At 65.1% G+C, this 24,900-nt stretch carries 24 protein-coding genes; 14 read left to right on the forward strand and 10 right to left on the reverse strand.

Annotated elements, in window-relative coordinates; genetic code table 11:
• Positions 1-19 precede the first annotated feature (19 nt).
• The gene (locus tag GH681_RS05075; protein WP_153160343.1) at positions 20-595 is read left to right on the forward strand and encodes a TMEM165/GDT1 family protein; all 576 of its coding nucleotides are present in this window, start codon (positions 20-22) and stop codon (positions 593-595) included.
• On the opposite strand, the gene recN is transcribed toward GH681_RS05075, so the two are convergent.
• Complete coding sequence (recN, locus tag GH681_RS05080; RefSeq protein WP_153160344.1) at positions 596-2,257, reverse strand: DNA repair protein RecN; 1,662 nt, start codon at positions 2,255-2,257, stop codon at positions 596-598.
• Between the two features lie 29 nt (positions 2,258-2,286).
• Positions 2,287-3,171, reverse strand: coding sequence for an NAD kinase (locus tag GH681_RS05085; RefSeq protein WP_153160506.1), 885 nt, complete (start codon positions 3,169-3,171; stop codon positions 2,287-2,289).
• Positions 3,172-3,262: 91 nt separating this feature from the next.
• Between GH681_RS05085 and hrcA the strand changes: the two genes are divergently transcribed.
• The 3 genes from hrcA to GH681_RS05100 are packed head-to-tail and all read left to right on the forward strand — an operon-like array spanning position 3,263 to position 5,784.
• Positions 3,263-4,291 (forward strand): heat-inducible transcriptional repressor HrcA, encoded by a 1,029-nt coding sequence (gene hrcA, locus GH681_RS05090; RefSeq protein ID WP_153160345.1) that lies wholly within the window; start codon positions 3,263-3,265, stop codon positions 4,289-4,291.
• A gap of 16 nt (positions 4,292-4,307) precedes the next feature.
• Entirely contained in the window at positions 4,308-5,405 is a 1,098-nt protein-coding gene (hemH, locus tag GH681_RS05095) for a ferrochelatase (protein WP_153160346.1), read from the forward strand.
• 34 nt (positions 5,406-5,439) lie between these two features.
• Positions 5,440-5,784 (forward strand): phage holin family protein, encoded by a 345-nt coding sequence (locus tag GH681_RS05100; protein ID WP_153160347.1) that lies wholly within the window; start codon positions 5,440-5,442, stop codon positions 5,782-5,784.
• 14 nt (positions 5,785-5,798) lie between these two features.
• Here the strand turns inward: GH681_RS05100 and GH681_RS05105 are convergent, their stop codons facing one another.
• Positions 5,799-6,323 carry an AP2 domain-containing protein gene (locus GH681_RS05105; protein ID WP_194271138.1) on the reverse strand — a complete coding sequence of 175 codons (525 nt, stop codon included), beginning with the start codon at positions 6,321-6,323 and terminating at the stop codon, positions 5,799-5,801.
• A gap of 179 nt (positions 6,324-6,502) precedes the next feature.
• Between GH681_RS05105 and trxC the strand changes: the two genes are divergently transcribed.
• Positions 6,503-6,940, forward strand: a complete 438-nt coding sequence (gene trxC / locus GH681_RS05110; RefSeq protein WP_153160349.1) for a thioredoxin TrxC — start codon at positions 6,503-6,505, stop codon at positions 6,938-6,940.
• 18 nt (positions 6,941-6,958) lie between these two features.
• On the opposite strand, the gene GH681_RS05115 is transcribed toward trxC, so the two are convergent.
• Complete coding sequence (locus GH681_RS05115; protein ID WP_153160350.1) at positions 6,959-8,320, reverse strand: protein kinase; 1,362 nt, start codon at positions 8,318-8,320, stop codon at positions 6,959-6,961.
• Between the two features lie 162 nt (positions 8,321-8,482).
• Here GH681_RS05115 and grpE point away from each other — a divergent pair, with 162 nt between their 5' ends.
• From grpE to GH681_RS05135, 4 genes are all read left to right on the forward strand, one after another.
• Positions 8,483-9,073 (forward strand): nucleotide exchange factor GrpE, encoded by a 591-nt coding sequence (grpE, locus tag GH681_RS05120; RefSeq protein WP_153160351.1) that lies wholly within the window; start codon positions 8,483-8,485, stop codon positions 9,071-9,073.
• 92 nt (positions 9,074-9,165) lie between these two features.
• Positions 9,166-11,100 (forward strand): molecular chaperone DnaK, encoded by a 1,935-nt coding sequence (gene dnaK, locus GH681_RS05125; RefSeq protein ID WP_153160352.1) that lies wholly within the window; start codon positions 9,166-9,168, stop codon positions 11,098-11,100.
• Positions 11,101-11,204: 104 nt separating this feature from the next.
• Positions 11,205-12,335 (forward strand): molecular chaperone DnaJ, encoded by a 1,131-nt coding sequence (gene dnaJ / locus GH681_RS05130; RefSeq protein ID WP_153160353.1) that lies wholly within the window; start codon positions 11,205-11,207, stop codon positions 12,333-12,335.
• Between the two features lie 143 nt (positions 12,336-12,478).
• Positions 12,479-13,633, forward strand: a complete 1,155-nt coding sequence (locus tag GH681_RS05135; protein ID WP_153160354.1) for an ABC transporter substrate-binding protein — start codon at positions 12,479-12,481, stop codon at positions 13,631-13,633.
• A 70-nt stretch (positions 13,634-13,703) separates the two neighbouring features.
• Here GH681_RS05135 and cysS read toward each other — a convergent pair whose 3' ends face one another.
• Positions 13,704-15,089 carry a cysteine--tRNA ligase gene (cysS, locus tag GH681_RS05140; RefSeq protein WP_153160355.1) on the reverse strand — a complete coding sequence of 462 codons (1,386 nt, stop codon included), beginning with the start codon at positions 15,087-15,089 and terminating at the stop codon, positions 13,704-13,706.
• Positions 15,090-15,300: 211 nt separating this feature from the next.
• Between cysS and GH681_RS05145 the strand changes: the two genes are divergently transcribed.
• The 5 genes from GH681_RS05145 to GH681_RS05165 are packed head-to-tail and all read left to right on the forward strand — an operon-like array spanning position 15,301 to position 19,531.
• Positions 15,301-16,437 carry a tetratricopeptide repeat protein gene (locus tag GH681_RS05145; RefSeq protein WP_153160356.1) on the forward strand — a complete coding sequence of 379 codons (1,137 nt, stop codon included), beginning with the start codon at positions 15,301-15,303 and terminating at the stop codon, positions 16,435-16,437.
• A 47-nt stretch (positions 16,438-16,484) separates the two neighbouring features.
• Positions 16,485-17,633 carry a L,D-transpeptidase family protein gene (locus GH681_RS05150; RefSeq protein ID WP_228111784.1) on the forward strand — a complete coding sequence of 383 codons (1,149 nt, stop codon included), beginning with the start codon at positions 16,485-16,487 and terminating at the stop codon, positions 17,631-17,633.
• Positions 17,634-17,685: 52 nt separating this feature from the next.
• Positions 17,686-18,255 (forward strand): peptidylprolyl isomerase, encoded by a 570-nt coding sequence (locus GH681_RS05155; RefSeq protein ID WP_153160358.1) that lies wholly within the window; start codon positions 17,686-17,688, stop codon positions 18,253-18,255.
• Between the two features lie 30 nt (positions 18,256-18,285).
• Entirely contained in the window at positions 18,286-18,780 is a 495-nt protein-coding gene (locus GH681_RS05160; protein WP_153160359.1) for a peptidylprolyl isomerase, read from the forward strand.
• Between the two features lie 25 nt (positions 18,781-18,805).
• Positions 18,806-19,531, forward strand: a complete 726-nt coding sequence (locus tag GH681_RS05165) for a UDP-2,3-diacylglucosamine diphosphatase (RefSeq protein WP_153160360.1) — start codon at positions 18,806-18,808, stop codon at positions 19,529-19,531.
• A gap of 48 nt (positions 19,532-19,579) precedes the next feature.
• Here the strand turns inward: GH681_RS05165 and GH681_RS05170 are convergent, their stop codons facing one another.
• From GH681_RS05170 to folC, 5 genes are read right to left on the reverse strand one after another with little or no spacing between them, the layout of a single operon-like run.
• Positions 19,580-20,773, reverse strand: a complete 1,194-nt coding sequence (locus tag GH681_RS05170) for an O-succinylhomoserine sulfhydrylase (RefSeq protein ID WP_153160361.1) — start codon at positions 20,771-20,773, stop codon at positions 19,580-19,582.
• Positions 20,770-22,299 carry an amidophosphoribosyltransferase gene (gene purF, locus GH681_RS05175; protein WP_153160362.1) on the reverse strand — a complete coding sequence of 510 codons (1,530 nt, stop codon included), beginning with the start codon at positions 22,297-22,299 and terminating at the stop codon, positions 20,770-20,772. Before purF ends, GH681_RS05170 begins: the two co-directional genes overlap by 4 nt.
• 10 nt (positions 22,300-22,309) lie before the next feature.
• Positions 22,310-22,801, reverse strand: a complete 492-nt coding sequence (locus tag GH681_RS05180; protein ID WP_153160363.1) for a CvpA family protein — start codon at positions 22,799-22,801, stop codon at positions 22,310-22,312.
• 18 nt (positions 22,802-22,819) lie between these two features.
• On the reverse strand, positions 22,820-23,611 hold the full coding sequence (locus GH681_RS05185) for an SPOR domain-containing protein (protein WP_153160364.1): 792 nt from the start codon (positions 23,609-23,611) through the stop codon (positions 22,820-22,822).
• Between the two features lie 14 nt (positions 23,612-23,625).
• Entirely contained in the window at positions 23,626-24,900 is a 1,275-nt protein-coding gene (folC, locus tag GH681_RS05190) for a bifunctional tetrahydrofolate synthase/dihydrofolate synthase (RefSeq protein WP_153160365.1), read from the reverse strand.

Genomic DNA, 24,900 nt, shown 5'->3' on the forward strand with positions numbered 1-24,900 from the left:
GCCCTGACGCCGCCATCCCGTGGACGCATTCCTGACTTCGACCGCCCTCGTCGCCCTGGCTGAAATCGGCGACAAGACCCAGCTTTTGTCTTTCGTTCTGGCGGCCCGCCTGCGCAAGCCCTGGCCGATCATCGCCGGGATCTTCGTGGCGACGATCCTCAACCACGCCCTCGCCGGCTCGGTAGGCGTGTGGGTCGCCCAGTACATCCCGACCCACTGGCTGCCGTGGATCGTCGGCATCGTGTTCGTGGTGTTCGGCCTATGGACGCTCAAGCCCGACACGCTGGATGACGACGAGGCGCCTTCCGAGATGCACCCGGCCGGGGCCTTCGTGACCACCACCATCGCCTTCTTCATCGCCGAGATGGGCGACAAGACCCAGCTCGCCACCGTCGCCCTCGCCGCCCGTTTCGATGCGCTGGCCTGGGTGGTGCTGGGCACCACGGTGGGCATGATGCTCGCCAACGTGCCGGCCGTGCTGCTGGGCGAAGGGCTGGCGAAGCGCCTGCCCCTCAAGCTGATCCGCTGGATCGCCGCCGGCGTGTTCGTGCTCACTGGCGTCGTGACCATGGCCGGCGCCGCCAGCCTGGGCTGATCAGCCGGTCAGGCCGAGCATCTCCGCGGCGTGGCTGCGGGTGGTGTCGGTGATGTTCACCCCGCCCAGCATCCGGGCGATCTCCTCGATCCGTGCCGCGTCGTCCAGCGGCGTGACCCGCGACAGGGTCTCGCCATCCCGCGTTTCCTTGGCGATGGACCATTGCCAGTTGGCCTGGGCGGCCACCTGAGGCAAGTGGGTGACGCACAACACCTGCCGGTCGTCACCCAGCTGACGCAGCAGCCGGCCGACAATCTCCGCCACCCGGCCGCCAATCCCCACATCCACTTCGTCGAAGATCAGCGTCGGCGTGGCCGCATTGCGGCTGGTGATGACCTGGATTGCCAACCCGATCCGCGACAGCTCGCCACCGGACGCCACCCGCGCCATCGGCCGGAGTGGCTGACTCGCGTTGGCGGTGACGAGGAATTCGACGCTCTCCAGCCCGCTCGCGGCGCCCTCTTCGACGGGACGCAGCGCGATCTCGAACTGGGCACCGCCCATCGCCAGCGACTGCATGGCCTCGGTGACCGCCGCCGACAGTTCCGCCGCGATCTTGCGCCGGGCTGCCGACAAGGGCTCGGCCACGGCCAGGAAGGCGGACTTTGCCGCGCTTTCCTCCCGGGCCAAGGCTTCGGGGTCGGACTGGCGGACCAGCCGCTCCAGCCGCCCCACGCTTTCCAGTAGGACGTCCGGCAGACCTTCGGGAGCAACCCGGTACTTGCGGGCCATGGCGGTGATCGCCTGGATGCGCTGGTCGATTTCGGCGAGGCGATCCGGGTCGAGATCGAGCCGGTCGCGGTAGCGGCGCATGGCGTGGAGCGCTTCGTCAAGCTGGATGCTGGCGCTGCCGAGCAGCTCCTGCACGTCGGCAAGCTGGCCGTCGTGGGTCGCCATGTCGGCGACGCGGGACAGCAGGCGTTCGAGTTGGGAAAGCAGCGCGTACTCGCCGTCGGCGAGGCCATCGATGACTTCGGCGCTGCCTTCGATCAGGCCGGCGGCGTGGGCCAGCCGGGCCTGCTCCTGGTTGAGCTGGGCCCATTCGTCGGGCTCGAAGGCCAGCTCGCGCAGTTCCGCCACCTGCCAGCCGAGGAGTTCCCGCTCGCGCTCGGTGGAGGACGCGCCCTCCTCCGCTGCCTCCCGCGCCCGCCGCAGGGCCGACCACGCCCGGTGACGCTCGGCCACCTCGGCCGCCTGGGCGACAAGGCCGCCGTGGGCATCGACGAGCGCCAGCTGGGCGTCGGGCCTGAGCAGCGCGTGATGGGCGTGTTGCCCGTGGATGTCAGCCAGCCATTCGCCGGCCGTCCGCAGCTGCGCCAGCACCACCGGCGAGCCGTTGAGCCACGCCTTGGAGCGGCCGCCGCTTTCGATGACGCGGCGCATCAGCAGCACGCCTTCGTCGGCGTCAATCTCCTGCTCAGCCAGCCAGGCCCGCAGCGGGCCGTCGGGCGGCAGGTCGAACTCGGCGACGATCTCGGCGCGCGCCTGACCGCTGCGCACCACGCCGGCCTCGGCCTTGCCACCGAGGGCGAGGCCAAGGGCATCCAGGAGGATCGACTTGCCCGCACCGGTCTCACCGGTAAGTGCACCGAAACCGGCCTCGAAGGCCAGTTCGAGCCGATCGACAATCACGAAATCGCGAATGGAAAGATGACGCAGCATGAAAAAACCGAATGGGTGAAACCGGCAGGTCAGCCGTGACGGGGCGTCGAGCTCCAGTGCAGCTTTTCGCGAAGCATCGCAAAGTAGCTGTAGCCCGGGGGATGAAGCAGGCGCACGCGATGGGGCGAGCGGGTGATCCGCACGGTGTCGCCGGCGCGAGTGTCGTAGCGGCTCTGGCCGTCGAAGTGGACGCGGGAATCGTGGGGCGGCAGCAGCACGATCTCGATGCAGCAGTGATCGGGCAGCGTGATCGGCCGGGCCGTGAGCGCGTGGGGGCACATGGGCACCAGCGCGATGCCTTCGACGCTGGGGTGGAGGATCGGCCCGTTGGCCGACAACGCGTAGGCCGTCGAGCCGGTGGGCGTCGAGACGATCATGCCGTCGGAGCGCTGGGTGTAGACGAACTCGCCATCGACGCGCAGATCGAATTCGATCATCCGGCCCAGCTCGCCCTTGTTGACCACCACGTCGTTGAGGGCCACCGTGTGGAACACCCGCTGCCCGCCGCGCAGCACTTCCGCGTCGAGCAGGATGCGGGATTCTTCAGTGTAGCGACCCTGGAGGATCTCGCCGATCTTGTCGAGGGCGACCTCGCGGGAGATGTCGGTGAGAAAGCCCAGCCGGCCCTGATTGACGCCCGCCAGCGGCACGTTGTAAGCAGCCAGCCGGCACGCGCTGTTGAGCAGGGTGCCGTCACCGCCGAGCACCACGGCCAGATCCGCCCGGGCGCCGATCTCGTCGTAGCTTGCGACCGTGAAACCCGCCGTGAGCCCCGTGGAACTCGCGGTTCCCTGCTCGATCAACACGGCAATGCCGAGGCCGCGCAAATAATTGGCCAGCCGAAGCACCGCCTCGGCCACTTCAGGGCTCTGATACTTGCCGATCAGTGCGATAGTCTTGAACTCGCAGGTCATGCATTGATTAAACCACATTCTGCAGCGTGCTCCTGCTTCTCATGAACGCAGGCCTTCTCTTAGAATCGCCGGGAACCCTCCATCTGCCGCCATGACCCGTCTCGACCAACGCTCGCAAATCCTCCTGAAGACCCTGGTGGAGCATTACATCGCCGAAGGCCAGCCCGTCGGGTCGCGGGCACTGTCGCGCTATTCGGGCCTGCAGCTGTCGCCGGCCACGGTGCGCAACGTGATGTCCGACCTGGAGGAGCTGGGCTTCATCACCAGCCCGCACACCTCTGCCGGGCGCATTCCCACGCCCCTCGGCTACCGCTTTTTTGTGGACAGCCTGCTCACGGTGCAGCCCATCGGCACCGGCCAGCTCCATGAACTCCAGGGTCAGATCCAGCCCGGCGAGCCCCAGCGCGTGCTCAATGCCGCGTCGCAGCTGCTGTCGGGCCTCACCCACTTCGCCGGCGTCGTCGTCTCGCCCAAGCAGGACGTGCCGAGGATCCGCCAGATCGAGTTCGTCAGTCTGTCCGACACCCGCATCCTGCTGATCCTCGTCACCAGCGCCGGCGATGTGCAGAACCGCATCCTTTTCACCAAGCGCGCGTACAGCCCGTCGGAGCTCGTCACCGCCGCCAATTACCTCAATCAGCACTTCGCGGGCCTCGCCTTCGACGAAATCCGCACCCGCATCCAGGACGAACTCAAGCAGCTGCGCACCGACATGACCGAGCTGATGAGCGCGGCCGTCGAGGCCGGCAGCGAGGCGCTGGAGGAAACCCGCAGCACCTACGTGATTTCCGGTGAGACCAACCTCCTGGATGCCGAGGATCTGTCGTCGAACATGGCCCGCCTGCGCGAGCTCTTCAAACTCTTCGAGCAGAAGACGGGGCTGATGCAGCTCCTCGACATCTCCAACCGCGCCCAGGGCGTGCAGATCTTCATTGGTGGCGAGAGCGGCCTCAGCCCGCTGGACGACTGCAGCGTCGTCACCGCTCCCTACGAGGTGGACGGCCAGCTGGTCGGCTCGGTCGGCGTGATCGGCCCCACCCGGATGGCCTACGAACGGGTGATCCCGATCGTGGACGTCACCGCCCGCCTCATCTCCAGTGCCCTTTCCGGGCAAAACTGAACCTGAAAGCTCCCCGATGACCCGATTCTGGCAAGCGCCAGCGCACACCCACGGCAAGGCGCCGCGTACCGGCATCCTGCTGGTCAATCTCGGCACCCCGACCGCCCCCACCGCAGCGGCCCTGCGCCCGTACCTGCGGCAGTTCCTGTCCGACCCGCGGGTCGTGGAGATCCCACGCTTCGTGTGGTGGCCGATCCTCCACGGCATCATCCTGCGCACCCGTCCGGCCAAATCCGCTGCCAAGTACGCCAGCGTGTGGACCGATGAAGGCTCCCCCCTCAAGGCCCACACCGAAAAGCAGGCCAAGCTGCTCAAGGGTTTCCTGGCCAACGCCGGCCAGCGGGATCTCGTCGTCGAATGGGCGATGCGCTACGGTCAGCCTTCGATCCGCAGCCAGCTCGACGCCATGCGCACCGCCGGCTGCACCCGCATCCTCGTGGTGCCGCTCTACCCCCAGTACGCCGCCAGCACCACCGCCACGGTGATCGACGAAGTGGCCGACTGCCTGCGCCACTGGCGCAACCTGCCGGAGATCCGCTACGTGCGCAGCTTTCCCGGCGAGCCCACCTACATCCAGGCCCTCGCCAATTCAGTGCGTGAACACTGGAAGCGCAACGGCGAACCCGACCGACTGGTGCTGAGCTTCCACGGCACCCCCAAGCGCTCGCTGGAGCTCGGCGATCCCTATCACTGCGAATGCCTGAAGACCGCCCGCCTGCTCGGCGAAGCCCTGGCGCTGCCGCCGGAGCGGCTGGTGGTGAGCTTCCAGTCGCGCTTCGGCAAGGCCGAGTGGCTGCAGCCCTACACCCAGCCCACCCTCGAGGCGATGGCGCAGGCAGGCGTCGGTTCTGTGGACGTGATGTGCCCCGGTTTCGTCTCGGACTGCCTGGAGACGCTGGAAGAGATCAACATGGAATGCCGCGAGGCCTTCCTGCACGCCGGCGGCAAGCGCTTCGGATACATCCCGTGCCTGAACGAACGCGACGACTGGATCGAGGCGCTGATGGCCGTGTGTGTGCGGGAAATGGGCTACTGGCTGAACGAGCCGCAACCGGATGCGGGCACGCTCGAACGCCAGGCGCGCCTGGCCCGCGACCGCGGCGCCAAGGCCTGATCAATCATCGCCCCGCCGGGGCTGGAGACAACCAATGAAACTGATATTGCGCTGGGTGCTCAACGCGGTCGCGCTGATGCTGATCCCGGAAATCATCACCAAGGTGCAGGTGGACAGCTACACCGCGGCGCTGATCAGCGCGGTACTGCTGGGCTTCGTCAATGCGATCATCCGGCCGCTGCTCGTGCTGATCACCCTGCCGATCACCATCCTGACGCTGGGCCTGTTCACGCTGGTGATCAACGCCCTGATGTTCTGGAGCGTGTCCGGCCTCGTGAAGGGCTTTGTCGTGCCGGACTTTTCAACCGCCTTCTGGGGTGCGCTAGCGTACAGCCTGCTCACCTGGATGGTCAGCCTCGCCCTGGCGGACAAGGACTGACAACACCGCAGCTTTCAGTGGGCCCCTGACGCGACCACCGGTGCCGTACGGCGCCGGGCGGCCTTGCGGCGCACCGCACCCGGATCGAACGCACCGACCAGCTTGCCGAGCGCCGACGCCCGGGCGTCCATCGCCATCTGGAAGGCGCCATCCTCGCCGTACTTCTTGACGGAGAACTTGACCCGCTTTCGACGGCCATCCGGCAAGGGCCACGACGCCACCCAGAACCAGCGCTGCTTCTCTTCGGGCAGATCGCGGGTTTCCGAGGCGCAGTAACGACACACGCCGACGACCCCGGAACGGTTGTTCTTCTTGACGATGTTGGAATACTCCTGCATCGACAACGGGGGGTGGGCTGCAATGATCTCGTCCCGGTATTCCTTCGCAGCCGCAAAAGAGCGCTGCTTTCCGCCAAACACGCCGTCACTGAAGTGTTTACGGTAGATCACACCGCGACGCTGGATCGTCACCAGCCAGCCGTGGGTACGGCTGGTTTCATTGTCTACCCGACTGATTCCGTATGTGCTGCCTCGGCTCACAGGCCACCTCCTCAAAGGTCCGCGACGACATCGCGCTTCAGGAGCAAATTTCGGCCCGGGCGGCCAGAACTTTAGGCGTCGATTGGCCATGGAGAAACACAACGGCAGCGCTCGCCCCCTTGAAAGCCGGCCACTTCACCCCATCTGCGCTCTTGCCACAGCTTTCCGGATGACATGCCATGAACCAGCCCATTCTCGTTACCTGCCCCCACTGCCAGGCCGTAAACCGCGTACCGGCCGACAAGCTGGGAGACAATGGAACCTGTGGCCGCTGCAAGGGGGCGCTCTTCACCGGTGCGCCGCTGACGCTGAATGCGGCAAATTTTGCCGCCCATGCAGAAAAGGGCGATCTGCCGCTGCTGGTGGATTTCTGGGCGCCCTGGTGCGGCCCGTGCCGGAGCATGGCGCCGGCGTTCTCGGCTGCCGCGGGGCAACTGGAACCCCGCGTCAGGCTTGGCAAGGTGAATACGGAAGAGGAACAGGCGCTGGCGGCACGTTTCGGGATCCGCAGCATCCCGACGCTGGTGCTGATCCGCCACGGGCGGGAGATTGCCCGTCAGGCTGGCGCCATGGGCGCAGACGACATCCGCCGCTGGACCCTCGCCCACCTGGGCTGAGGCCCGCGGCGAGGCCGCTCAGGTGTCGACCAGCTGGAGCTCCATGCCGAAGCCGCTGGCGGTCACCTGCTCGGCCGGCACGCCGGTCTTGGAGAGTTCGCGGTAGGCCGCGCCCAGCCGGCGCGCCACGGTGGTGACCAGCCGGCTGCGGAAGGCATCCTGACACTCGTCGGTGGCCAGCGACAGCGCGGCGGGGTTGATCTCGAGGTAGACCGTTTCGGTGGTCGTCACCGCGGTGTTCATGTGCCTGTGATCCTGGGCATCCAGGAAGGCGAGCTCGCCAAACACCTCGCCCGCCCCCAGCTCGTACACCCGATGGCCATCGACGGACACCTCGACCCGGCCATCGATAACGATCCCGAAACGCTGGTCCGCATCACCCTCGCGCAGCAGCAGGGTATGGGATTCGACCTTGCGCCAGCGCGAGATGCGGAGCATCTCCCAGATCTCCACATCCTCGAACTCGGTGAAGAAAGGCATCTTGCGCAGGGTGGCGTAGCGGGTGGTGTCCTGCTGGCTGGTCGAGTCGTCGAGGATCTTGTAGCGCACCGCCGACAGATCCTTCGCAAACTCGGCGCCGTTCTTGTAGCGGGAATACAGATCCTTCTCGAGGGCCTTGCGGATCACCTGATCGAGCTGTTCGGGCAGTTCCGAGTTGATCTGCGACACCAGCGGCGGCTCGGTGTTGATGATCTTGTAGATGAGCTGGGCCGGGTTCTTGGCCCGGAAGGGCCGCCGGCCGGTGAGCATGTGGAACAGCACCACACCCAGGGAGAACAGGTCGGTCTTCTGGTTGAGCGGGTAGCCCTTGATCTGTTCCGGGCTCATGTAGGCTGGCGAGCCAACGCCCATGATGAAGGTCGAATCGGCCGCGCTCTTCTTGCTCACGTTGAGCGCAAGGCCGAAATCGGTGATTTTCACGTTATCGTTGTCGTCAACCAGGATGTTGGCCGGCTTGATGTCCCGGTGCACAACCCCCTGGCGGTAGGCGTAATCAAGCGCCATCGCGCACTTGAAGATCATGCCGATGGTGCGATGCAGGGGGAGCAGGCTCTGGAAGCTGCAGTACTTCTCGAGGGTCGTGCCCGGGAAGTACTCCATGACGATATAGGCGTAGTCCTTCTCGACCGCCGTATCGAAGATCTTGATGATGTTGGGGTGATCCAGCCGCCGCGACACGTCCATCTCGGCGCGCAGCAGCTTGAGCAGACGCCGGTTCCACTTGGCTTCGTCCTTCGACTTGTCGTCGAAACGGATCAGCTTGAGGGCGACGTTGTCCGGGTATTGGGGATGCTCGGCGAGGTAGACCGTCGCCGTCGCGCCGCGCCCAACCTCCCGGATCAGCTTGTACTTGCCGATTTTATCAGGTGCTTTTTCCATACCTGCTTTACGCGAAAACATTCGTAAAGATGACCGGAGAAAACCCGGAACACTCGGATTTTACACTCCCTTTCGCTGCCAGCCGGCAACTTTGGTGACGCCCTCTTGAAATCATATTCTCCGTCCCCATTTAAAGCGAGTCAAAAAAAGGAGCCGTTACCCATGCAAGACCAGGACACCCCTCTGAGCCCCGAAGACAAGGCCGCGCCGGAGCTCGTGGAGAACGTCGCGGGCGCCGCGGATGCCGCCACTGCCAGCGCAGCCGAGACCGCCGGCACCGACACCCTTCCCAGCCTCGCCGAGCAGCTCCGCCAGGCCGAGCTGAAAGCCGCCGAGCACCACGACGCCTGGCTGCGCGCCAAGGCCGAGACCGAAAACGTGCGCCGCCGCGCCCAGGACGACATCGCCAAGGCCAGCAAGTTTGCCGCCGACAAGTTCGCCCAGGCGATGCTGCCGGTCAAGGACAGCCTCGAAGCCGCCCTCGCCACCGAAAACGCCACCCTCGAAACCCTCAAGCAGGGCGTCGAGCTCACCCTCAAGCAGCTCGTTTCCGCCTTCCAGAGCGCCAACGTGACCGAAGTGAGCCCCCTCGGCGAGAAGTTCGACCCGAACAAGCACCAGGCCATCAGCGCCATCGAGGCCGACGGCGAGCCGAACACCGTGATCAACGTGCTGCAGAAAGGCTACCTGCTCAACGAGCGCGTGATGCGTCCGGCGCTCGTTGTCGTCTCGAAAGCCAAGCCGGCCGCTTGAAAGCCGCCGCAGCATCCCCATATTCGCTAACAAGCAGCGGGCAGGCCTGACCGACCCGCCACCGAACAGCATTCAAATTCAAGGAAAAACTCATGGGCAAGATCATCGGCATCGACCTCGGCACCACCAACAGCTGCGTTTCCGTGATGGAAGGCGGCAAGCCGAAGGTCATCGAAAACTCCGAAGGTGCGCGCACCACCCCGTCCGTCGTCGCCTACGCTGACGACGGCGAGATCCTGTGCGGCGCGCCGGCCAAGCGTCAGGCCGTCACCAACGCTCGCAACACCCTCTACGCGGTCAAGCGCCTGATCGGCCGCCGCTTCGAGGAAAAGGAAGTGCAGAAGGACATCGACCTGATGCCCTTCACCATCTGCAAGGCCGACAACGGCGACGCCTGGGTTGAAGTGCGTGGCAAGAAGATCGCCCCGCCGCAGGTTTCCGCCGAAGTGCTGCGCAAGATGAAGAAGACCGCCGAAGACTACCTCGGCGAAGAAGTCACCGAAGCCGTCATCACCGTGCCGGCCTACTTCAACGACAGCCAGCGCCAGGCCACCAAGGACGCCGGCCGCATCGCCGGCCTCGAAGTGAAGCGCATCATCAACGAGCCCACCGCGGCTGCGCTGGCCTTCGGCATGGACAAGAAGCCGGGCGACTCCAAGATCGCCGTGTTCGACCTGGGCGGTGGCACCTTCGACATCTCCGTGATCGAAATCGCCGACATCGACGGCGAGCACCAGTTTGAAGTGCTGGCCACCAACGGCGACACCTTCCTGGGCGGCGAAGACTTCGACCAGCGCATCATCGACTACATCGTCACCGAGTTCAAAAAAGAGCAAGGCGTCGATCTGAAGAACGACGTGCTGGCCCTGCAGCGCCTGAAGGAAGCGGCCGAAAAGGCCAAGATCGAGCTGTCCTCCGGCCAGCAGACCGAGATCAACCTGCCCTACATCACCGCCGACGCCACTGGCCCGAAGCACCTGGCGCTGAAGATCACCCGCGCCAAGTTCGAGTCGCTGGTTGAAGACCTGGTCGAGCGCACCATCGAGCCCTGCCGCGTGGCCCTGAAGGACGCCGGCGTGAAGGTCTCCGACATCGACGACGTGATCCTCGTCGGCGGCCAGACCCGCATGCCGAAGGTCATCGAGAAGGTGAAGGAGTTCTTCGGGAAGGATCCGCGCCGTGACGTGAACCCGGACGAAGCCGTCGCTGTCGGCGCATCCATCCAGGGCGGCGTGCTGCAGGGCGAAGTCAAGGACGTGCTGCTCCTCGACGTCTCCCCGCTGTCGCTGGGCATCGAAACCCTGGGCGGCGTGATGACCAAGCTCATCCAGAAGAACACCACGATCCCGACCAAGGCCTCGCAAGTGTTCTCCACCGCCGACGACAACCAGTCCGCCGTGACCATCCACGTGCTGCAGGGCGAGCGCGAGATGGCCTCCGGCAACAAGAGCCTCGGCCAGTTCAACCTGTCCGACATCCCGCCGGCGCCGCGCGGTATGCCGCAGATCGAAGTCACCTTCGACATCGACGCCAACGGCATCCTGCACGTGTCCGCCAAGGACAAGGCCACCGGCAAGGAAAACAAGATCACCATCAAGGCCAACTCCGGCCTGTCGGATGAGGAGATCCAGCGCATGGTGCGCGACGCCGAGGCTCACGCCGAGGAAGACAAGAAGGCCCACGAACTGGTCGACGCCCGCAATCAGCTCGACACCCTGGTCCATTCGGTCAAGAAGGCCCTGGCCGAGCACGGCGACAAGATCGGCGACGACAAGGCCAAGATCGAAGCCGCCATCGCCGAAGCTGAAGAAGCCATCAAGTCCGGCGACAAGGCCGCCATCGACGCCAAGAGCGAAGCCCTCGGCGCCGTCAGCCAGAAGCTCGGCGAGCACATCTACGCCCAGGCCCAGGCCGAAGCGGGTGCTGCCGGTGCGGCAGGTGGTGCCGGTGCCTCCGCCGGTGGCGCCAAGTCCAACGATCCGGACGTGGTGGACGCCGAGTTCACCGAAGTGAAGGACAAGAAGTAAGCACCACAGCTGAAAAGCTGATCTGACTGACCCGGCCGAGCCATGCCGGTGCCCCGCGCACCGCTCGGCTCGGCCTTTCCACAAGATAGCCAGAGCACCCAAAAATGGCGAAACGGGATTTATACGAAGTCCTCGGCGTCAATCGCGACGCCTCCGAGGACGAGCTGAAAAAGGCCTACCGCAAGCTGGCCATGAAGTACCACCCGGACCGCAACCCGGACAACAAGGAAGCCGAGGAGAAGTTCAAGGAGGTCAAGGAGGCCTACGAGATCCTCACCGACGCCAACAAGCGCGCCGCCTACGACCGCTACGGCCACGACGGGATCAACCCGCAGATGGGCGGTGGCGGCGGCGGTCAGGGCTTCGACGGCTTTGCCGATGCCTTCGGCGACATCTTCGGCGACATCTTCGGCGGTGGTGGCGGCGGCGGTCGCGGACGCTCCAACGTCTATCGCGGCGCCGACCTGCGCTACAACCTCGAGATCACCCTCGAAGAAGCCGCCCGCGGCGCCGAGAAGACCATCCGCATCCCCGCCCAGGAAGAATGCGGCACCTGCCACGGCAGCGGCGCCAAGCCCGGCACCCAGCCCAAGACCTGCCCCACTTGCGGCGGCGCGGGTCAGGTGCGCATCCAGCAGGGCTTCTTCTCGATCCAGCAGACCTGCCCCAAGTGCCACGGCAGCGGCCGGATCATTCCCGAGCCCTGCACCACCTGCGGCGGCGCTGGCCGTGTCAAGCGCCAGAAGACCCTGGAAGTGAAGATCCCCGCGGGCATCGACGACGGCATGCGCCTGCGTCACGGTGGCCAGGGCGAGCCGGGCGTCAATGGCGGCCCCGCCGGCGACCTCTACGTGGAAATCCACATCAAGCAGCACCCGGTCTTCCAGCGCGACGGCGACGACCTGCACTGCGAGATGCCGATCAGCTTCACCACCGCAGCCCTCGGCGGCGAGATCGAGATCCCGACCCTCGACGGCGCAGCCAACATCCGCATCCCGGCGGAAACCCAGAGCGCCAAGGTCTTCCGACTGCGCGGCAAGGGCATCCGCAACGTGCGCACCCATGCGCCGGGCGATCTGATGGTGCACGTGATCGTCGAGACGCCGGTCAAGCTCACCGATCGCCAGAAGGAGCTGCTGCGCGAGTTCGGCGAGATCGCCTCGAGCAATGCCGAACGGCACAACCCGAAGGCAAAATCCTGGATGGACAAGGTGAAGGATTTCTTCAGCAGCTGATCCGGCTGAAAATATTGCACCGCAATATCCAGAACCGCGGGCCGACGTTGCAGAACGTCGGCCCGTGTCCTTTTCCGAAACCGATTTCTTTGTCCTATACTGGCCGGCGCGCACCAACTTTTGACAGAAAATAACGACAAACCATGCTGATCAAGTCCATCAAGACAAGCCTGGCCAGCCTCTGCGCCGGACTCGCTTTCGCTGCGTCGGGCAGCGTCCTCGCCGCGGATCCCGGCATCACCGACACGACCATCACCCTCGGGATGTCGGCGCCGTTCTCGGGCCTCAACGGGGCTTACGGCAAGGAAATGAAGGAAGGCGCCCTCGCCTACTTCGCTCAACTCAACGCCAACGGCGGGATCAACGGCAAGAAGGTCGAACTGGTCACCCTCGACGACGGCTACGAAACCGAGCGGACCGTCGCCAACACCCGCAAGCTCATCAACGAACACAAGGTGTTCGCGCTGATGGCTTTTTACGGTTCGTCGCCCACCACGGAGGCGATGAAGGTGTTTTCCGAAGCCAAAGTACCCCTTCTGGGCACCATCAGCGGTGCCGGCAGCCTGCGCTCGCCGGTCAATCGCTACATGTTCCACCTGCGCGCCAGCTACGCCGATGAAACCGAGGCCATCGTCAATCACCTGGTTGGCCTGGGCATCACCAACATCGCGGTCTTCTACCAGAACGACGGATTCGGCAAGTCGGGCAAGGACGGCGTCGTGGCAGCGCTCGCCCACCACAAGCTGAAGCCGGTGGCCGAGGGTTCGGTGGAACGCAACTCCCTGCAGGTCGAAAACGCCGTTACCCAGATCGCCAAGGCCAATCCCCAGGCGGTGATCATGGTCACGCTCTACAAGCCTACCGCCGAGTTCATCCGGCAGATGCGCAAGGCCGGCCAGATTCCCCAGTTCTCGACCCTCTCGCCAATCGGCGCCGATCTGCTGGTCGGCGAAATGGGTGCCAAGGATGCCCACGGCGTCGGCATCTCCCAGGTCATGCCCTACCCCTGGAACGACACCCAGCCAGTTGCCAAGGAATACCACAAGGCCATTCAGGCCTTCGCCAAGCACAGCAACTACAGCTATTACGGCATCGAGGGCTTCATCAACGCCAAGCTGATCGCCGAAGCCATGAAGAAGGCCGGCCGCGACCTCAGCCGCGAAAAGCTCGTCAACACCCTCGAGAGCACGCCCTTCGACCTGGGCGGCTACAAGGTGAGCTATTCGGCAAGCAACCACAACGGCTCGCGCTTCGTGGATCTCACCGTGCTCGGCCGGGACGGGCGCGTGCTGCGCTGAACGCTCACGCCTCCGCCATGAGAAAGGGCGCCTCGCGGCGCCCTTTCTCTTGCTGCAACCGAAACACCCGTCAGGCGCGGCGCCAGATCGTGCCCTGGGGGCCGTCTTCCAGCGCGATGCCTTCGGCCAGCAGTTCGGCACGGATGCGGTCCGCCTCGGCAAAGTCCTTCGCCTTCTTGGCTGCGATCCGCGCTGCGATGCGCGCCTCAATGGCGGCCACGTCGTCGCTGCCCGCGGCATCGACACCACCCTGCAGGAAGGCCGACGGGTCCTGCTCCAGCAGGCCCAGCACGCCCCCCAGCGCCTTGAGCTGCGCCGCGGCTTCGGGCGACTGGCTGCGATTGACCTCGTTGGCCAGATCGAAGAGCACTGCGATCGCCTCGGCGGTATTGAAGTCGTCGTCCATTGCCAGCTTGAAACGGGCCGGCAGCGGCGCGGACCAGTCGATCGCACCGGCATCCGCCGCCGGCACGTTGCGTAGCGCGGTGTAGAGCCGCGACAGCGCCTGGCGCGCATCGACCAGATGGGCGTCGGAATAGTTGAGCGGGCTGCGGTAGTGGGCACGCAGGATGAAGAAGCGCACCACTTCCGGCGCGTACTCCTTCAGCACGTCACGGATGGTGAAGAAGTTGCCAAGGCTCTTCGACATCTTCTCATCGTCGACGCGTACGAAACCGTTGTGCATCCAGTAATTCACGAAGCTGCACTGGTGCGCACCCTCGCTCTGGGCGATCTCGTTTTCGTGGTGGGGGAACTGCAGGTCGGCCCCGCCACCGTGGATGTCGAAGTGATCGCCGAGGAGCTCCGAGCTCATCGCCGAGCACTCGATGTGCCAGCCCGGACGCCCCGGCCCCCAGGGCGAAGCCCACTTCACCTCATCCGGCTCTTCCGGGCGGGCGTGTTTCCAGAGCACGAAGTCGAGCGGGTCGTGCTTGCCGCCAGCCACCTCGACACGCTCGCCAGCGCGCAGCTCGTCCAGCGACTTGCCGGACAGCTTGCCGTAGCCCTCGAACTTGCGCACCGCGTAACACATGTCTTCATTGCCGGCCTTGTATGCCAGGCCGTTGTCCACCAGATTACCGATCAGCTTCTGCATCGGCTCGACGAATTCGGTCGCCCGCGGCTCATGGTCGGGGCGCAGCACCCCGAGGGCATCGGCATCTTCGTGCATGGCGGCGATGAAGCGATCGGTGAGGGCGCGGATGCTCTCGCCGTTCTCCTGGGCGCGCTTGATGATTTTGTCGTCGATGTCGGTGATGTTCCGGACATACGTGACGTTATAGCTGCTGGCCCGAAGCCATCGCGCAACCATGTCGAAAACCACCATCACCCGTGCGTGCCCGAGGTGACAGTAGTCGTAGACCGTCATGCCGCAGACGTACATGCGTACCTTGCCAGGTTCGATGGGGCTGAACTGCTCCTTTTTGCGCGAAAGGGAGTTATGAATTTTCAACATGAGAAAGACCGCAATGAAACCGAGTGAAAGAAGGGAAAAACGCAGGATCTTGCCGGGAGAGAGCCAGTCCGGGCAGACGGATGGCCCGGGCGACAGAGAATCGGGAAGCGCTCATGGCCGGCGACTGCGCTTCTTGATAAAATGGCTGGCTTGTAGCAACCCGACCAACACGCCATTTCGCGCGCCCGCGTATGCCGGCGGATCATATCACATGTCAAAACGTGCTCTCGCCGCCTCCCTGCTCCTCGCCAGCCTCCTTTGTGGGCCGGTCCGGGCGGACTCCCTGCAGGATCTGCAAACCCTCGTCAAACAGGGGCAGCTTACCCAGGCCCTCGAAAAAGCCGATCAACTCCTCGCCGCCAAGCCGCGGGATGCGCAGGTGCGCTTCCTGAAGGGCGTCGTGCTGTCCGAACTCAACCGTGGCAGCGAAGCCGTCGCGGTGTTCCAGAAGCTGACCGAGGACTACCCGGAGCTTCCAGAGCCCTACAACAACCTCGCCGTGCTCTACGCCCAGCAGCGCCAGTACGACAAGGCCCGCAATGCGCTGGAGATGGCGATCCGCACCCATCCCAGCTACGCCACGGCCCACGAGAACCTCGGCGACATCTACGCCCGTCTGGCCAGCCAGGCCTACGACAAGGCCCTCGCCCTCGATTCCTCCAACGTGGTCGCCCAGAACAAGCTGGCAATGATCCGCGAGATGATGAGCGTCACCGGCAAGACGACCCGTCCGGCCGCTCCAGTTGCCGCAGCACCGGCGACCAAGCCTGCCGTGGTGGCTGCAGCAACGCCAGCTCCGGCAGCGCCGGCCGCCAAGCCTGTCGCACCGGCACCGGTCGCCGTGGCACCCGCACCGACGCCGGCCAAACCCGTCGCCGCCGCCCCGGTGGCACCGCCTGCCGCCAAGCCGACCGCACCGGCGCCTGTCGCCGTGGCCCAGGCACCGGTCGTCAAGGAAGAGCCCAAGCCCGCCAAGCGCCCCGAGCCCAAGGACGAAACGCCGGCGCAGGCTGCCGCCATCACCAAGTCCGTCCAGAGCTGGGCGACCTCCTGGTCCCGGAAGGATGTCAAGGGCTATCTCGGCCACTACGCCAAGGATTTCGAGCCGCCCAAGGGCCTGAACCGCAAGGCATGGGAAGAAGAACGCAACCAGCGCCTGACCAAGCCGGGTGACATCGAGGTCAACCTCGAGAACGTCAAGGTCGTCAGCGTATCCGGCGATCGTGCCACCGTGAAACTTCGGCAGCACTATCGCTCTGCCAACTTGTCCACCTCCTCGAACAAGACACTCAATCTTGTCCTTCAGGATGGCAAATGGGTGATTCAACAGGAGCGGGTTGGCGGTTGATGCAACGATTGCAGTCTGCGTTGCGCAGAGGGCTGGCACTGCTCGCAGTGTGCAGCCCTCTTCTGGCATTGGGTGCCGGCGAAGCACCCGCGCGCGGCAATGATCCCGACACAGCGCTGGGCGCCGTGTTCCAGGACATCGAACGGAGTCGTCTCGGCAGCGCCCTCGAAAAGGTCGACGCGTTGATCACTGCCTACCCCAACTTCCGCCTTGCCCACCTGATCCGCGGCGACCTGCTGCTCGCCCGCGCCCGGCCGCTGGCCACCTTCGGCAATCAGCCCGACGCACCGGCCGACAAGCTCGCCGACCTGCGCGAGGAGGCCGTCGCCCGCCTCAAGGCCTACCGCAACCGGCCGCCCAGCAACTATGTGCCGCGCTATCTGCTCCAGATGGAACCCGAGCAGAAGTACGCCATCGTGGTGGACACCCAGCGCGCCCGGCTTTACATCTACCAGAACGACAACGGTCGCCCGCGCTTCGTGGCCGACTACTACATCAGCCACGGCAAGCTCGGCGCAGAGAAGCTGCGCGAGGGCGACAAACGCACGCCGGTCGGCGTGTACCACGTGACCGCCAACCTGCCGCGCCAGAAGCTCTCCGACTTCTACGGCAACGGCGCCTTCCCGATCAGCTACCCCAACGAATGGGATCGCCAGCAGGGCCGCGACGGCCACGGGATCTGGCTGCACGGCACGCCCAGCGACACCTATTCCCGCCCGCCCCGCGCCTCCGACGGCTGCGTGGTGCTCACCAACCGCGATCTCGACGCCCTCGCCAGCTATCTGCAGATCGGCCTGACGCCGGTCATCATCAGCAACACGGTCGAATGGCTGAGCGTCGACGACTGGGCCGCCGAACGCTCGGCACTCAACAAGCAGATCGAAAGCTGGCGCAAGGATTGGGAAAGCCGCGACGTGGATCGCTACCTCGCCCACTACTCCAAGAGCTTCCGCAACAACGAAGGCGGCTACGAGCGCTGGGCCGAGCAGAAGAAGGCCGTCAACGCCAGCAAGAGCTGGATCAAGGTTCAGCTCGACAAGGTGAGCGTCTTCCGCAGCCCCGGCAAGCAGGATCTCGTCGTGGTCACCTTCGAGCAGGATTACCGCAGCAACAATCTCTCCAACGTCCTCAAGAAGCGCCAGTACTGGCTGAAGGAAGGCGGACGCTGGAAGATTGTCTACGAAGGTTTCGCCTGACCCGCTGCCCACGCCGGCAGCGCCCTTCCCTTCCCCACAGGAACGCCCATCCATGAAGAAGATTCTGCTTGCCGTCGCGCTCGCCAGCCAGGCCCTGATCGCTGCCGCCGCCAATCCGCTGGTCGAGATGAAGACCAGCGCCGGCACCATCGTGCTGGAGCTCTACCCTGAAAAGGCGCCCAAGACGGTCGCCAACTTCCTCGAATACGCCAAGAGCGGCTTCTACGACGGGCTGATCTTTCACCGGGTCATCGACGGTTTCATGATCCAGGGCGGCGGCATGAACGCCAAGATGGAAGAGAAGGCCACCCGCGCGCCCATTGAGAATGAAGGCAGGAACGGCCTCAAGAACGACGCCGGCACCATCGCCATGGCCCGCACCCAGGATCCGAACTCCGCCACCGCCCAGTTCTTCATCAACCTCGAGAACAACCGCCCGCTCAACTATCCGTCTCCGGATGGCTACGGCTACGCGGTGTTCGGCAAGGTCACCGACGGCATGGACGTCGTGCGCAAGATCGGCAAGGAACCCACCACCACCCGCGGTTTCCACCGCGATGTGCCGGCGACCCCGATCCTCATCCAGTCGGTCCGCCAGCTGCCCGAAAAGCAGTCCAAGTAAAACCAATCACCTTTCCCACAGGAGCACCCCATGGCTGTCAAACTCACCACCAACCACGGCGACATCGTCATCGAACTCGACGCCGAAAAGGCCCCGGAAACCGTCAAGAACTTCCTCGCCTACGTCGAGTCCGGTCACTACGACAACACCATCTTCCACCGCGTGATCAACGGTTTCATGATCCAGGGCGGCGGTTTCGAGCCCGGCATGAAGCAGAAGGCAACCCAGGCGCCGGTCAAGAACGAAGCCAACAACGGCCTCAAGAACGACGCCGGCACCATCGCCATGGCCCGCACCCAGGATCCGCACTCCGCCACCGCCCAGTTCTTCATCAACGTGGCCGACAACGACTTCCTCAACTTCAAGGCCGAGAACGTCCAGGGCTGGGGCTACTGCGTCTTCGGCAAGGTCTCCGAAGGCATGGACGTGATCGAGAAGATCAAGGGCGTGAAGACCGGCAACGCCGGCTTCCACCAGGACGTGCCGAAGGAAGACGTGGTCATCCAGCGCGCCGAAGTGATCTGATCGACGAGAGGCGGGCGACCAACGCATGCAAATCCATTTCATCTCCGATCTGCATCTGAGCGCCGATCGCCCTGCCCTCACCGCGCTCTTCGAGCGCTACCTCGCCGGCCCGGCCCGGGCCGCGAGCAAGCTGTACATTCTGGGCGACCTTTTCGAATACTGGGCCGGTGACGACGATCTGGACGACCCGCTCAATGCGCGCGTCGCCAGCCAACTCGCCGCCCTTGCCGACGCCGGCACTCAGGTTTTCTTCATGCCCGGCAACCGGGACTTCCTGATCGGCGCCGATTTCGCCAGCCGCGCCCGGCTCACTCTCCTGCCCGATCCAACCCCGATTTCCCTCGACGGCCAGCCGGCCCTCCTGTGCCACGGCGACAGCCTGTGCACTGACGACCTCGCCTACCAGGCCTTCCGCCAGCAGGTACGCAATCCGGCGTGGCAGGCCCAGTTCCTCACGCAACCGCTGGCCGTGCGCAAGCAGATCATCGCCGGCGTGCGCATGAAGAGCGAGGAAGCCAAGTCCGAGAAGGCCGCGGCGATCATGGACGTCAACGCCGATGCCGTCGTCGCCCTCCTCCGGGAGCACGGCTTCCCGCGCCTCATCCACGGCCACACCCACCGCCCGGCGGTGCATTCCATCGACGTGGACGGCCATGCCTGCGAACGCTGGGTGCTCTCCGACTGGCAGGACGACCAGGGCGAAGTCCTGGTCTGGGCCGACGGGCAACTCACCCGCCAGGCCCTGAAATGAGAAACGGCGCCGAACAGGGCGCCGTTTTTCTTTGGCCGTACGCCTGGATCAGACCGCGAGTTTGGCCAGCCCCCGGGCCAGATCGGCCTTGAGGTCTTCGATCGCCTCGAGGCCCACCGCAACCCGCAGCAGGCTCTCACGGATGCCGGCGGCTTCGCGGGCTTCCGGCGAGATCCGGCCATGGGTAGTGGAGGCCGGATGGGTCAGCGTGGTCTTGGTGTCGCCGAGGTTGGCGGTGATCGACACGACGCGGGTCGAATCCACCACCGTCCAGGCTTCCGCACGGCCGCCCTTCACCTCGAAGCTGACGATCGCCCCGCCGCTACGCTGCTGACGCTTGGCCAGATCGTACTGGGCGTGGGACGGCAGGCCCGGGTAGAACACCCGCGCCACCTGCGGCTGAGCTTCCAGCCAGGTGGCAAGTTCCAGCGCGCTGGCGGATTGCGCCGCCATGCGGATCTTGAGGGTCTCCAGCCCCTTCAGGATCACCCACGCGTTGAACGGCGAAATGCACGGGCCGGCGGTGCGCAGGAACTTCAGCACCTCGTCCACCAGCACCTTGCTGCCGCACACCGCGCCGCCCAGCACCCGGCCCTGGCCGTCGAGGTACTTGGTGGCCGAGTGGATCACCAGATCGGCACCGAGCTTGAGCGGCTGCTGCAGCGCCGGCGAGCAGAAGCAGTTATCCACCGCCAGCAGCGCCTTCGATTCATGGGCGATGGCCGCCACTGCGGCGATATCCACCAGTTCGGTGAGCGGGTTGGACGGCGACTCGATGAAGAACATCTTCGTCGAGGGCGTCACCGCCGCGCGATATGCGTCCAGATCCGTGGCGGGCACGAAGGTCGAGGTGATGCCGAAGCGCGACAGGATGTTGCCGAAAAGCTGCTGGGTGGCACCAAAAACCCCGCGGGAGACGACCACGTGATCCCCGGACGACAGCAGCGCCATCACCGCAGACATGATCGCCGCCATGCCGGAAGCCGTCGCAATGCAGGCCTCGGCCCCCTCCAGCGCCGCCAGACGCTGCTGCATCGCAGTGACCGTCGGGTTGGTGAAGCGGGCGTAGACGTTGCCCTCTTCCGCGCCGGAGAAGCGCGCAGCGGCTTCGGCCGCGCTGTTGAAGACGAAGCTGGAGGTGAGATACAGCGCCTCGGAATGCTCGTTGAACTGGCTGCGCTCGATGCCGGCGCGAATCGCCAGGGTGTCCGGATCGAGGCCCAGGATCGGGTCAATGCTCAACTTTCGCTCCGGGAAACGAGGTTCAGGTCCATCTGACCGCCGCCGTCTTCCGACACCGGCTTGCTGGCCGCGTCGTTGCGCTGGTTCTCGACGCCCGACAGGTACTCGTCGGTGACGTCGCCGGTCACGTAGCAGCCGTCGAAACAGGAGGTCTCGAACATCGAGATGGACGGGTTGATCGCCTGGACCGCCGCCTTGAGGTCGTCGAGATCCTGGTAGATCAGCGCATCGGCGCCGATTTCGCGGCAGATTTCCTCTTCGGTACGGTTGCTGGCGATCAGCTCGTTCTTGCTGGGCATGTCGATGCCGTACACGTTGGCATAGCGCACCGGGGGCGCCGCCGAGGCCATGTAGACCTTGGTCGCACCGGCATCGCGGGCCATCTGGACGATCTCGCGGCTGGTGGTGCCACGCACGATGGAGTCATCCACCAGCAACACTGCCTTGCCCTTGAATTCCTGCTGGATGGTATTGAGCTTCTGGCGCACGGATTTCTTGCGGATCTCCTGGCCCGGCATGATGAAGGTCCGGCCGATGTAGCGGTTCTTCACGAAACCTTCGCGATACGGCACGTTCAGGTGATGGGCCATTTCCATCGCCGACGGACGGCTGGAATCGGGGATCGGGATCACCACGTCGATCTTCAGGTGCGGCATCGTGGAGCGCAGCTTGTGGGCCAGGAACTCGCCCATCTTGATCCGCGCGTCGTACACCGAGATGCCGTCGATCAGCGAATCGGGACGGGCCAGATAGACGAACTCGAACATGCACGGGGCCAGCACGGTGTGGCCGGCACACTGGCGGCTATGGAAGCGGCCTTCGGTGTCGATCAGGATCGCCTCACCCGGCGCCACGTCGCGCACCAGCTTGAAGCCCATCACGTCGAGGGCAACGCTCTCGGAGGCCACCAGCCACTCGGTGCCGTTGGGGGTGTCGTTGCGGCCGATCACCAGCGGGCGGATGCCGTAGGGATCGCGGAAGGCCAGGAGGCCGGTGCCGGAAATTATCGCCACGGTGGCGTAGGCGCCCCGGCAGCGGCGGTGCACGCCAGCCACCGCGGTGAAGACGGTCTCTTCATCCAGGCGGAAGCTCTTGGCGGCGGCCTGCAGCTCGTGCGCGAGCACGTTGAGCAGCACCTCGGAATCGGAATTGGTGTTGATGTGCCGGAGATCCGACAGGAACATCTCCCGCTTCAGCTCTTCCGAGTTGGTGAGGTTGCCATTGTGGGCCAGCATCAGGCCGAACGGCGAGTTCACATAGAAAGGTTGCGCTTCGGCAGCGGCCGACGCCGAGCCGGCGGTCGGGTAGCGCACGTGAGCGATGCCCCAGTTGCCGGGCAGATCGCGCATGTTGCGGGTACGGAACACGTCCCGCACAAGGCCGGAGCCCTTGTGCATGTGGAAGCGCCCGTCCTGCGAAGTCGCAATGCCAGCGGCGTCCTGCCCGCGGTGCTGAAGCACCTGCAGGCCGTCATAAAGAAGCTGATTGACGGGTGTCGTCGCTACTACGCCCAGAATCCCACACATTTCAAACCACCTATCGGTATCGAAGTCTTTTTGCCAACGGCTCAGGGAGCCAGGGTCGGGAAGCGGTCACGGCGGTCTCGAGGGGCGCCGACAGGCTGGCCTCCCGCCACCACGCTTCCTTTGCGAAGCCGCCGATGCCGACGAGCAACGCCATTGCAAACACGATCAGACCGCCCCTCACCGCGCCGAAGCACGCCCCGAGGAAACGGTCGGCAATCCCGAGGCCGGCTGCGCGAATCAGTTCGCTCAGCATCCAGCGCAGGATCGCCACAAAAATGAGTACGACAACAAAAATGAGCAGAAATGCCACCGGCCCCTGCAGCAGCGGCTCCTTCACCCAGTTCGCCACCAGCGGCTGAAGCTCGGGCATGAAGGACTTCGCCACCATGAAAGCCAGCAACCAGGCGCCCAGCGCGACGATCTCGGAGATCAGCCCCCGCCAGAAACCCAGCAATGCAGACAGGCCGACGAGGCCGATGAACGCGTAATCCAGTCCGGTCAAGGCGTGTCACGTCCAGGGCTACTTGGCCGCCACGGATGCCTGCACGCCCAGAATCTTCTGGATGCGCGCAGCCGCCTTGTCGGCCGCAGCCTTGTTCGGGAACGGGCCCGCGCGAACGCGCACCTTGTCACCCACGGTTTCGACGTAAGAAGGATAGCCCTCGGCCTTGAGCTTTGCGCGCAACTGGGCCACGTTGCCCGCCTCGCGATAGGCACCGAGGGACAGCACGTGAGGCTTGACCGCCTCGTCCTTGGGATTTGCACCCATCAGCAGCGCCTTGGCGCGCTCGGCATCGGCCTGGGCCTTCTCGCGCTCCCGTTCCTTCTGTTCCTTTTCCTTCTGCTTGGGATCGGGCTTCGGCGGTTCGGCCTTCTTGGGCTCGGGCTTGGCTTCGGGCTTCGGCTCCGGCTTTCTGGGCTCGGGCCGGACGATTTCGGCCTTGGACGGCTCGACCTTGCGCGGCGGCGGAATGAGCTCCTCGCCCGGCTTGAAGACAGGGCTGCCCGCCTCCGGCTCGGACTTGCGGCCGGTCTGGGGCTTCTCTTCAACCACCGGCTCGGTGCTCTCCTCGGCAATCACGCCGGCCACGGGCTGGCTGGGCGCGGGCGCCTTTCCAGCGATCACGCGGGACGTGAAGTTGCTGCCTTCCTGGCTGGGAATGCGGATCTGAACGTCCTGCGAAGGCGGACGCGGCTCGTGGTCCATGACCATCGGCAACACGATGGCTGCAGCCAGCGCCAGCGCGGCGGAACCCACCAGGCGGCGCCGGGCACGTTTTTTCAGGTCGATCTGGGAATCGTTGTCGGCCATTCTTGCTGCAACACCTATTGCGGCGACTTCCTGGCGGCCATAACGTCCGCCACGGTCAGGAAGGAGCCAAAGATCACGATTCTATCACCCTCGGCCGCGCGACCCGCTGCGACCTCGTACGCACTTGCGGGCGAAGGATACTCGGCGATGTCGCCATTCACGCCGACTTCCCGCAGGATTTCGGCGAGGCGGGCGGCCGGGAGACCGCGCGGACCGGGCAGCGTGGCCAGCAGCCAGTGGTCGACCCGATCACGCAGCAGACGCACCACGCCCGCCACGTCCTTGTCGCCCAGCATGCCCAGCACCGCCCAGGTTTCCGGGAAGAAACCCATGCTCGCCAGGTTCTCGTTGAGCACGCCGGCTGCCTGGGGATTGTGGGCGACGTCGAAGACCACCGCCGGACGACCCGGCATGACCTGGAAGCGCCCCGGCAGCTCCACCAGCATGAAACCCTGGCGGATGGCCTGCATCGGAACCGGCAGGATGTCGCGAACGGCCTCACAGGCGGCCATCACCGCCGCTGCATTGAGGAGCTGGTTGGTGCCCCGCAACGCCGGATAGGCGAGTCCGCCACGGCGGCTGCCACCGGCCGTCCAGAAGGCCCATTGATTCTGATCCCCGGCAAATCCGAAGTCGCGACCGCTCACCTGAAGCTTCGCGCCAATGGCTTCGGCGTGATCGATGAGGGACTGGGGCGGCATGGGATCACTGCAGATTGCCGGCTTGCCGGGACGGAAGATCCCCGCCTTCTCGAAACCGATGGCCTCGCGGGTGTCGCCGAGGAAATCCATGTGATCCATGGCCACGCTGGTGACGATGGAGCAGTCGGGCTCGAACACGTTGACCGCATCCAGCCGGCCGCCCAGCCCCACCTCGAGGATGATCGCGTCGAGGCCGGCATGGCTGAAAGCAGCCCAGGCAGCCAGGGTGCCGTGCTCGAAATAGGTGAGCGGCGTGTCGCCCCGGGCGCGTTCGACTTCGGCAAAGGCATCGACCAGCACCGCGTCGCTGACGTCGCGGCCGTCAATGCGGACGCGCTCGTTGTAGCGCAGCAGATGCGGCGAGGTGTATAGCCCAACCCGCTTGCCAGCCGCGAGCAGCACGGCTTCGAGCAGCGCGCAGGTCGAGCCCTTGCCGTTGGTGCCGCCGATGATGAAGACCGGGCAGGTTTGCGGAAGATTCAGCGCATCACGAACGGTGCGCACGCGATCCAGGCCAAGCTGGATCGCCTGGCCGTGACGGGCCTCAAGGAGACCCAGCCAGCCATCGAGTGTTTCAGGCAACTGCAT

The sequence above is a fragment of the Zoogloea sp. 1C4 genome (genome assembly GCF_009469605.1).
In the GTDB taxonomy this organism is placed as follows: Bacteria; Pseudomonadota; Gammaproteobacteria; order Burkholderiales; family Rhodocyclaceae; genus Zoogloea; species Zoogloea oryzae.

What these genes read in the sequence shown, in the direction of transcription:
- GH681_RS05135 (WP_153160354.1), top strand. Translation starts at nt 12,479, where the DNA reads ATGCTGATCAAGTCCATCAAGACAAGCCTGGCCAGCCTCTGCGCCGGA.
- GH681_RS05145 (WP_153160356.1), top strand. Translation starts at nt 15,301, where the DNA reads ATGTCAAAACGTGCTCTCGCCGCCTCCCTGCTCCTCGCCAGCCTCCTT.
- hemH (WP_153160346.1), top strand. Translation starts at nt 4,308, where the DNA reads ATGACCCGATTCTGGCAAGCGCCAGCGCACACCCACGGCAAGGCGCCG.
- folC (WP_153160365.1), bottom strand. Translation starts at nt 24,900, where the DNA reads ATGCAGTTGCCTGAAACACTCGATGGCTGGCTGGGTCTCCTTGAGGCC.
- GH681_RS05160 (WP_153160359.1), top strand. Translation starts at nt 18,286, where the DNA reads ATGGCTGTCAAACTCACCACCAACCACGGCGACATCGTCATCGAACTC.
- purF (WP_153160362.1), bottom strand. Translation starts at nt 22,299, where the DNA reads ATGTGTGGGATTCTGGGCGTAGTAGCGACGACACCCGTCAATCAGCTT.
- recN (WP_153160344.1), bottom strand. Translation starts at nt 2,257, where the DNA reads ATGCTGCGTCATCTTTCCATTCGCGATTTCGTGATTGTCGATCGGCTC.
- dnaK (WP_153160352.1), top strand. Translation starts at nt 9,166, where the DNA reads ATGGGCAAGATCATCGGCATCGACCTCGGCACCACCAACAGCTGCGTT.
- hrcA (WP_153160345.1), top strand. Translation starts at nt 3,263, where the DNA reads ATGACCCGTCTCGACCAACGCTCGCAAATCCTCCTGAAGACCCTGGTG.
- grpE (WP_153160351.1), top strand. Translation starts at nt 8,483, where the DNA reads ATGCAAGACCAGGACACCCCTCTGAGCCCCGAAGACAAGGCCGCGCCG.
- GH681_RS05085 (WP_153160506.1), bottom strand. Translation starts at nt 3,171, where the DNA reads ATGACCTGCGAGTTCAAGACTATCGCACTGATCGGCAAGTATCAGAGC.
- trxC (WP_153160349.1), top strand. Translation starts at nt 6,503, where the DNA reads ATGAACCAGCCCATTCTCGTTACCTGCCCCCACTGCCAGGCCGTAAAC.
- cysS (WP_153160355.1), bottom strand. Translation starts at nt 15,089, where the DNA reads ATGTTGAAAATTCATAACTCCCTTTCGCGCAAAAAGGAGCAGTTCAGC.
- GH681_RS05155 (WP_153160358.1), top strand. Translation starts at nt 17,686, where the DNA reads ATGAAGAAGATTCTGCTTGCCGTCGCGCTCGCCAGCCAGGCCCTGATC.
- GH681_RS05185 (WP_153160364.1), bottom strand. Translation starts at nt 23,611, where the DNA reads ATGGCCGACAACGATTCCCAGATCGACCTGAAAAAACGTGCCCGGCGC.
- GH681_RS05100 (WP_153160347.1), top strand. Translation starts at nt 5,440, where the DNA reads ATGAAACTGATATTGCGCTGGGTGCTCAACGCGGTCGCGCTGATGCTG.
- GH681_RS05165 (WP_153160360.1), top strand. Translation starts at nt 18,806, where the DNA reads ATGCAAATCCATTTCATCTCCGATCTGCATCTGAGCGCCGATCGCCCT.
- dnaJ (WP_153160353.1), top strand. Translation starts at nt 11,205, where the DNA reads ATGGCGAAACGGGATTTATACGAAGTCCTCGGCGTCAATCGCGACGCC.
- GH681_RS05115 (WP_153160350.1), bottom strand. Translation starts at nt 8,320, where the DNA reads ATGGAAAAAGCACCTGATAAAATCGGCAAGTACAAGCTGATCCGGGAG.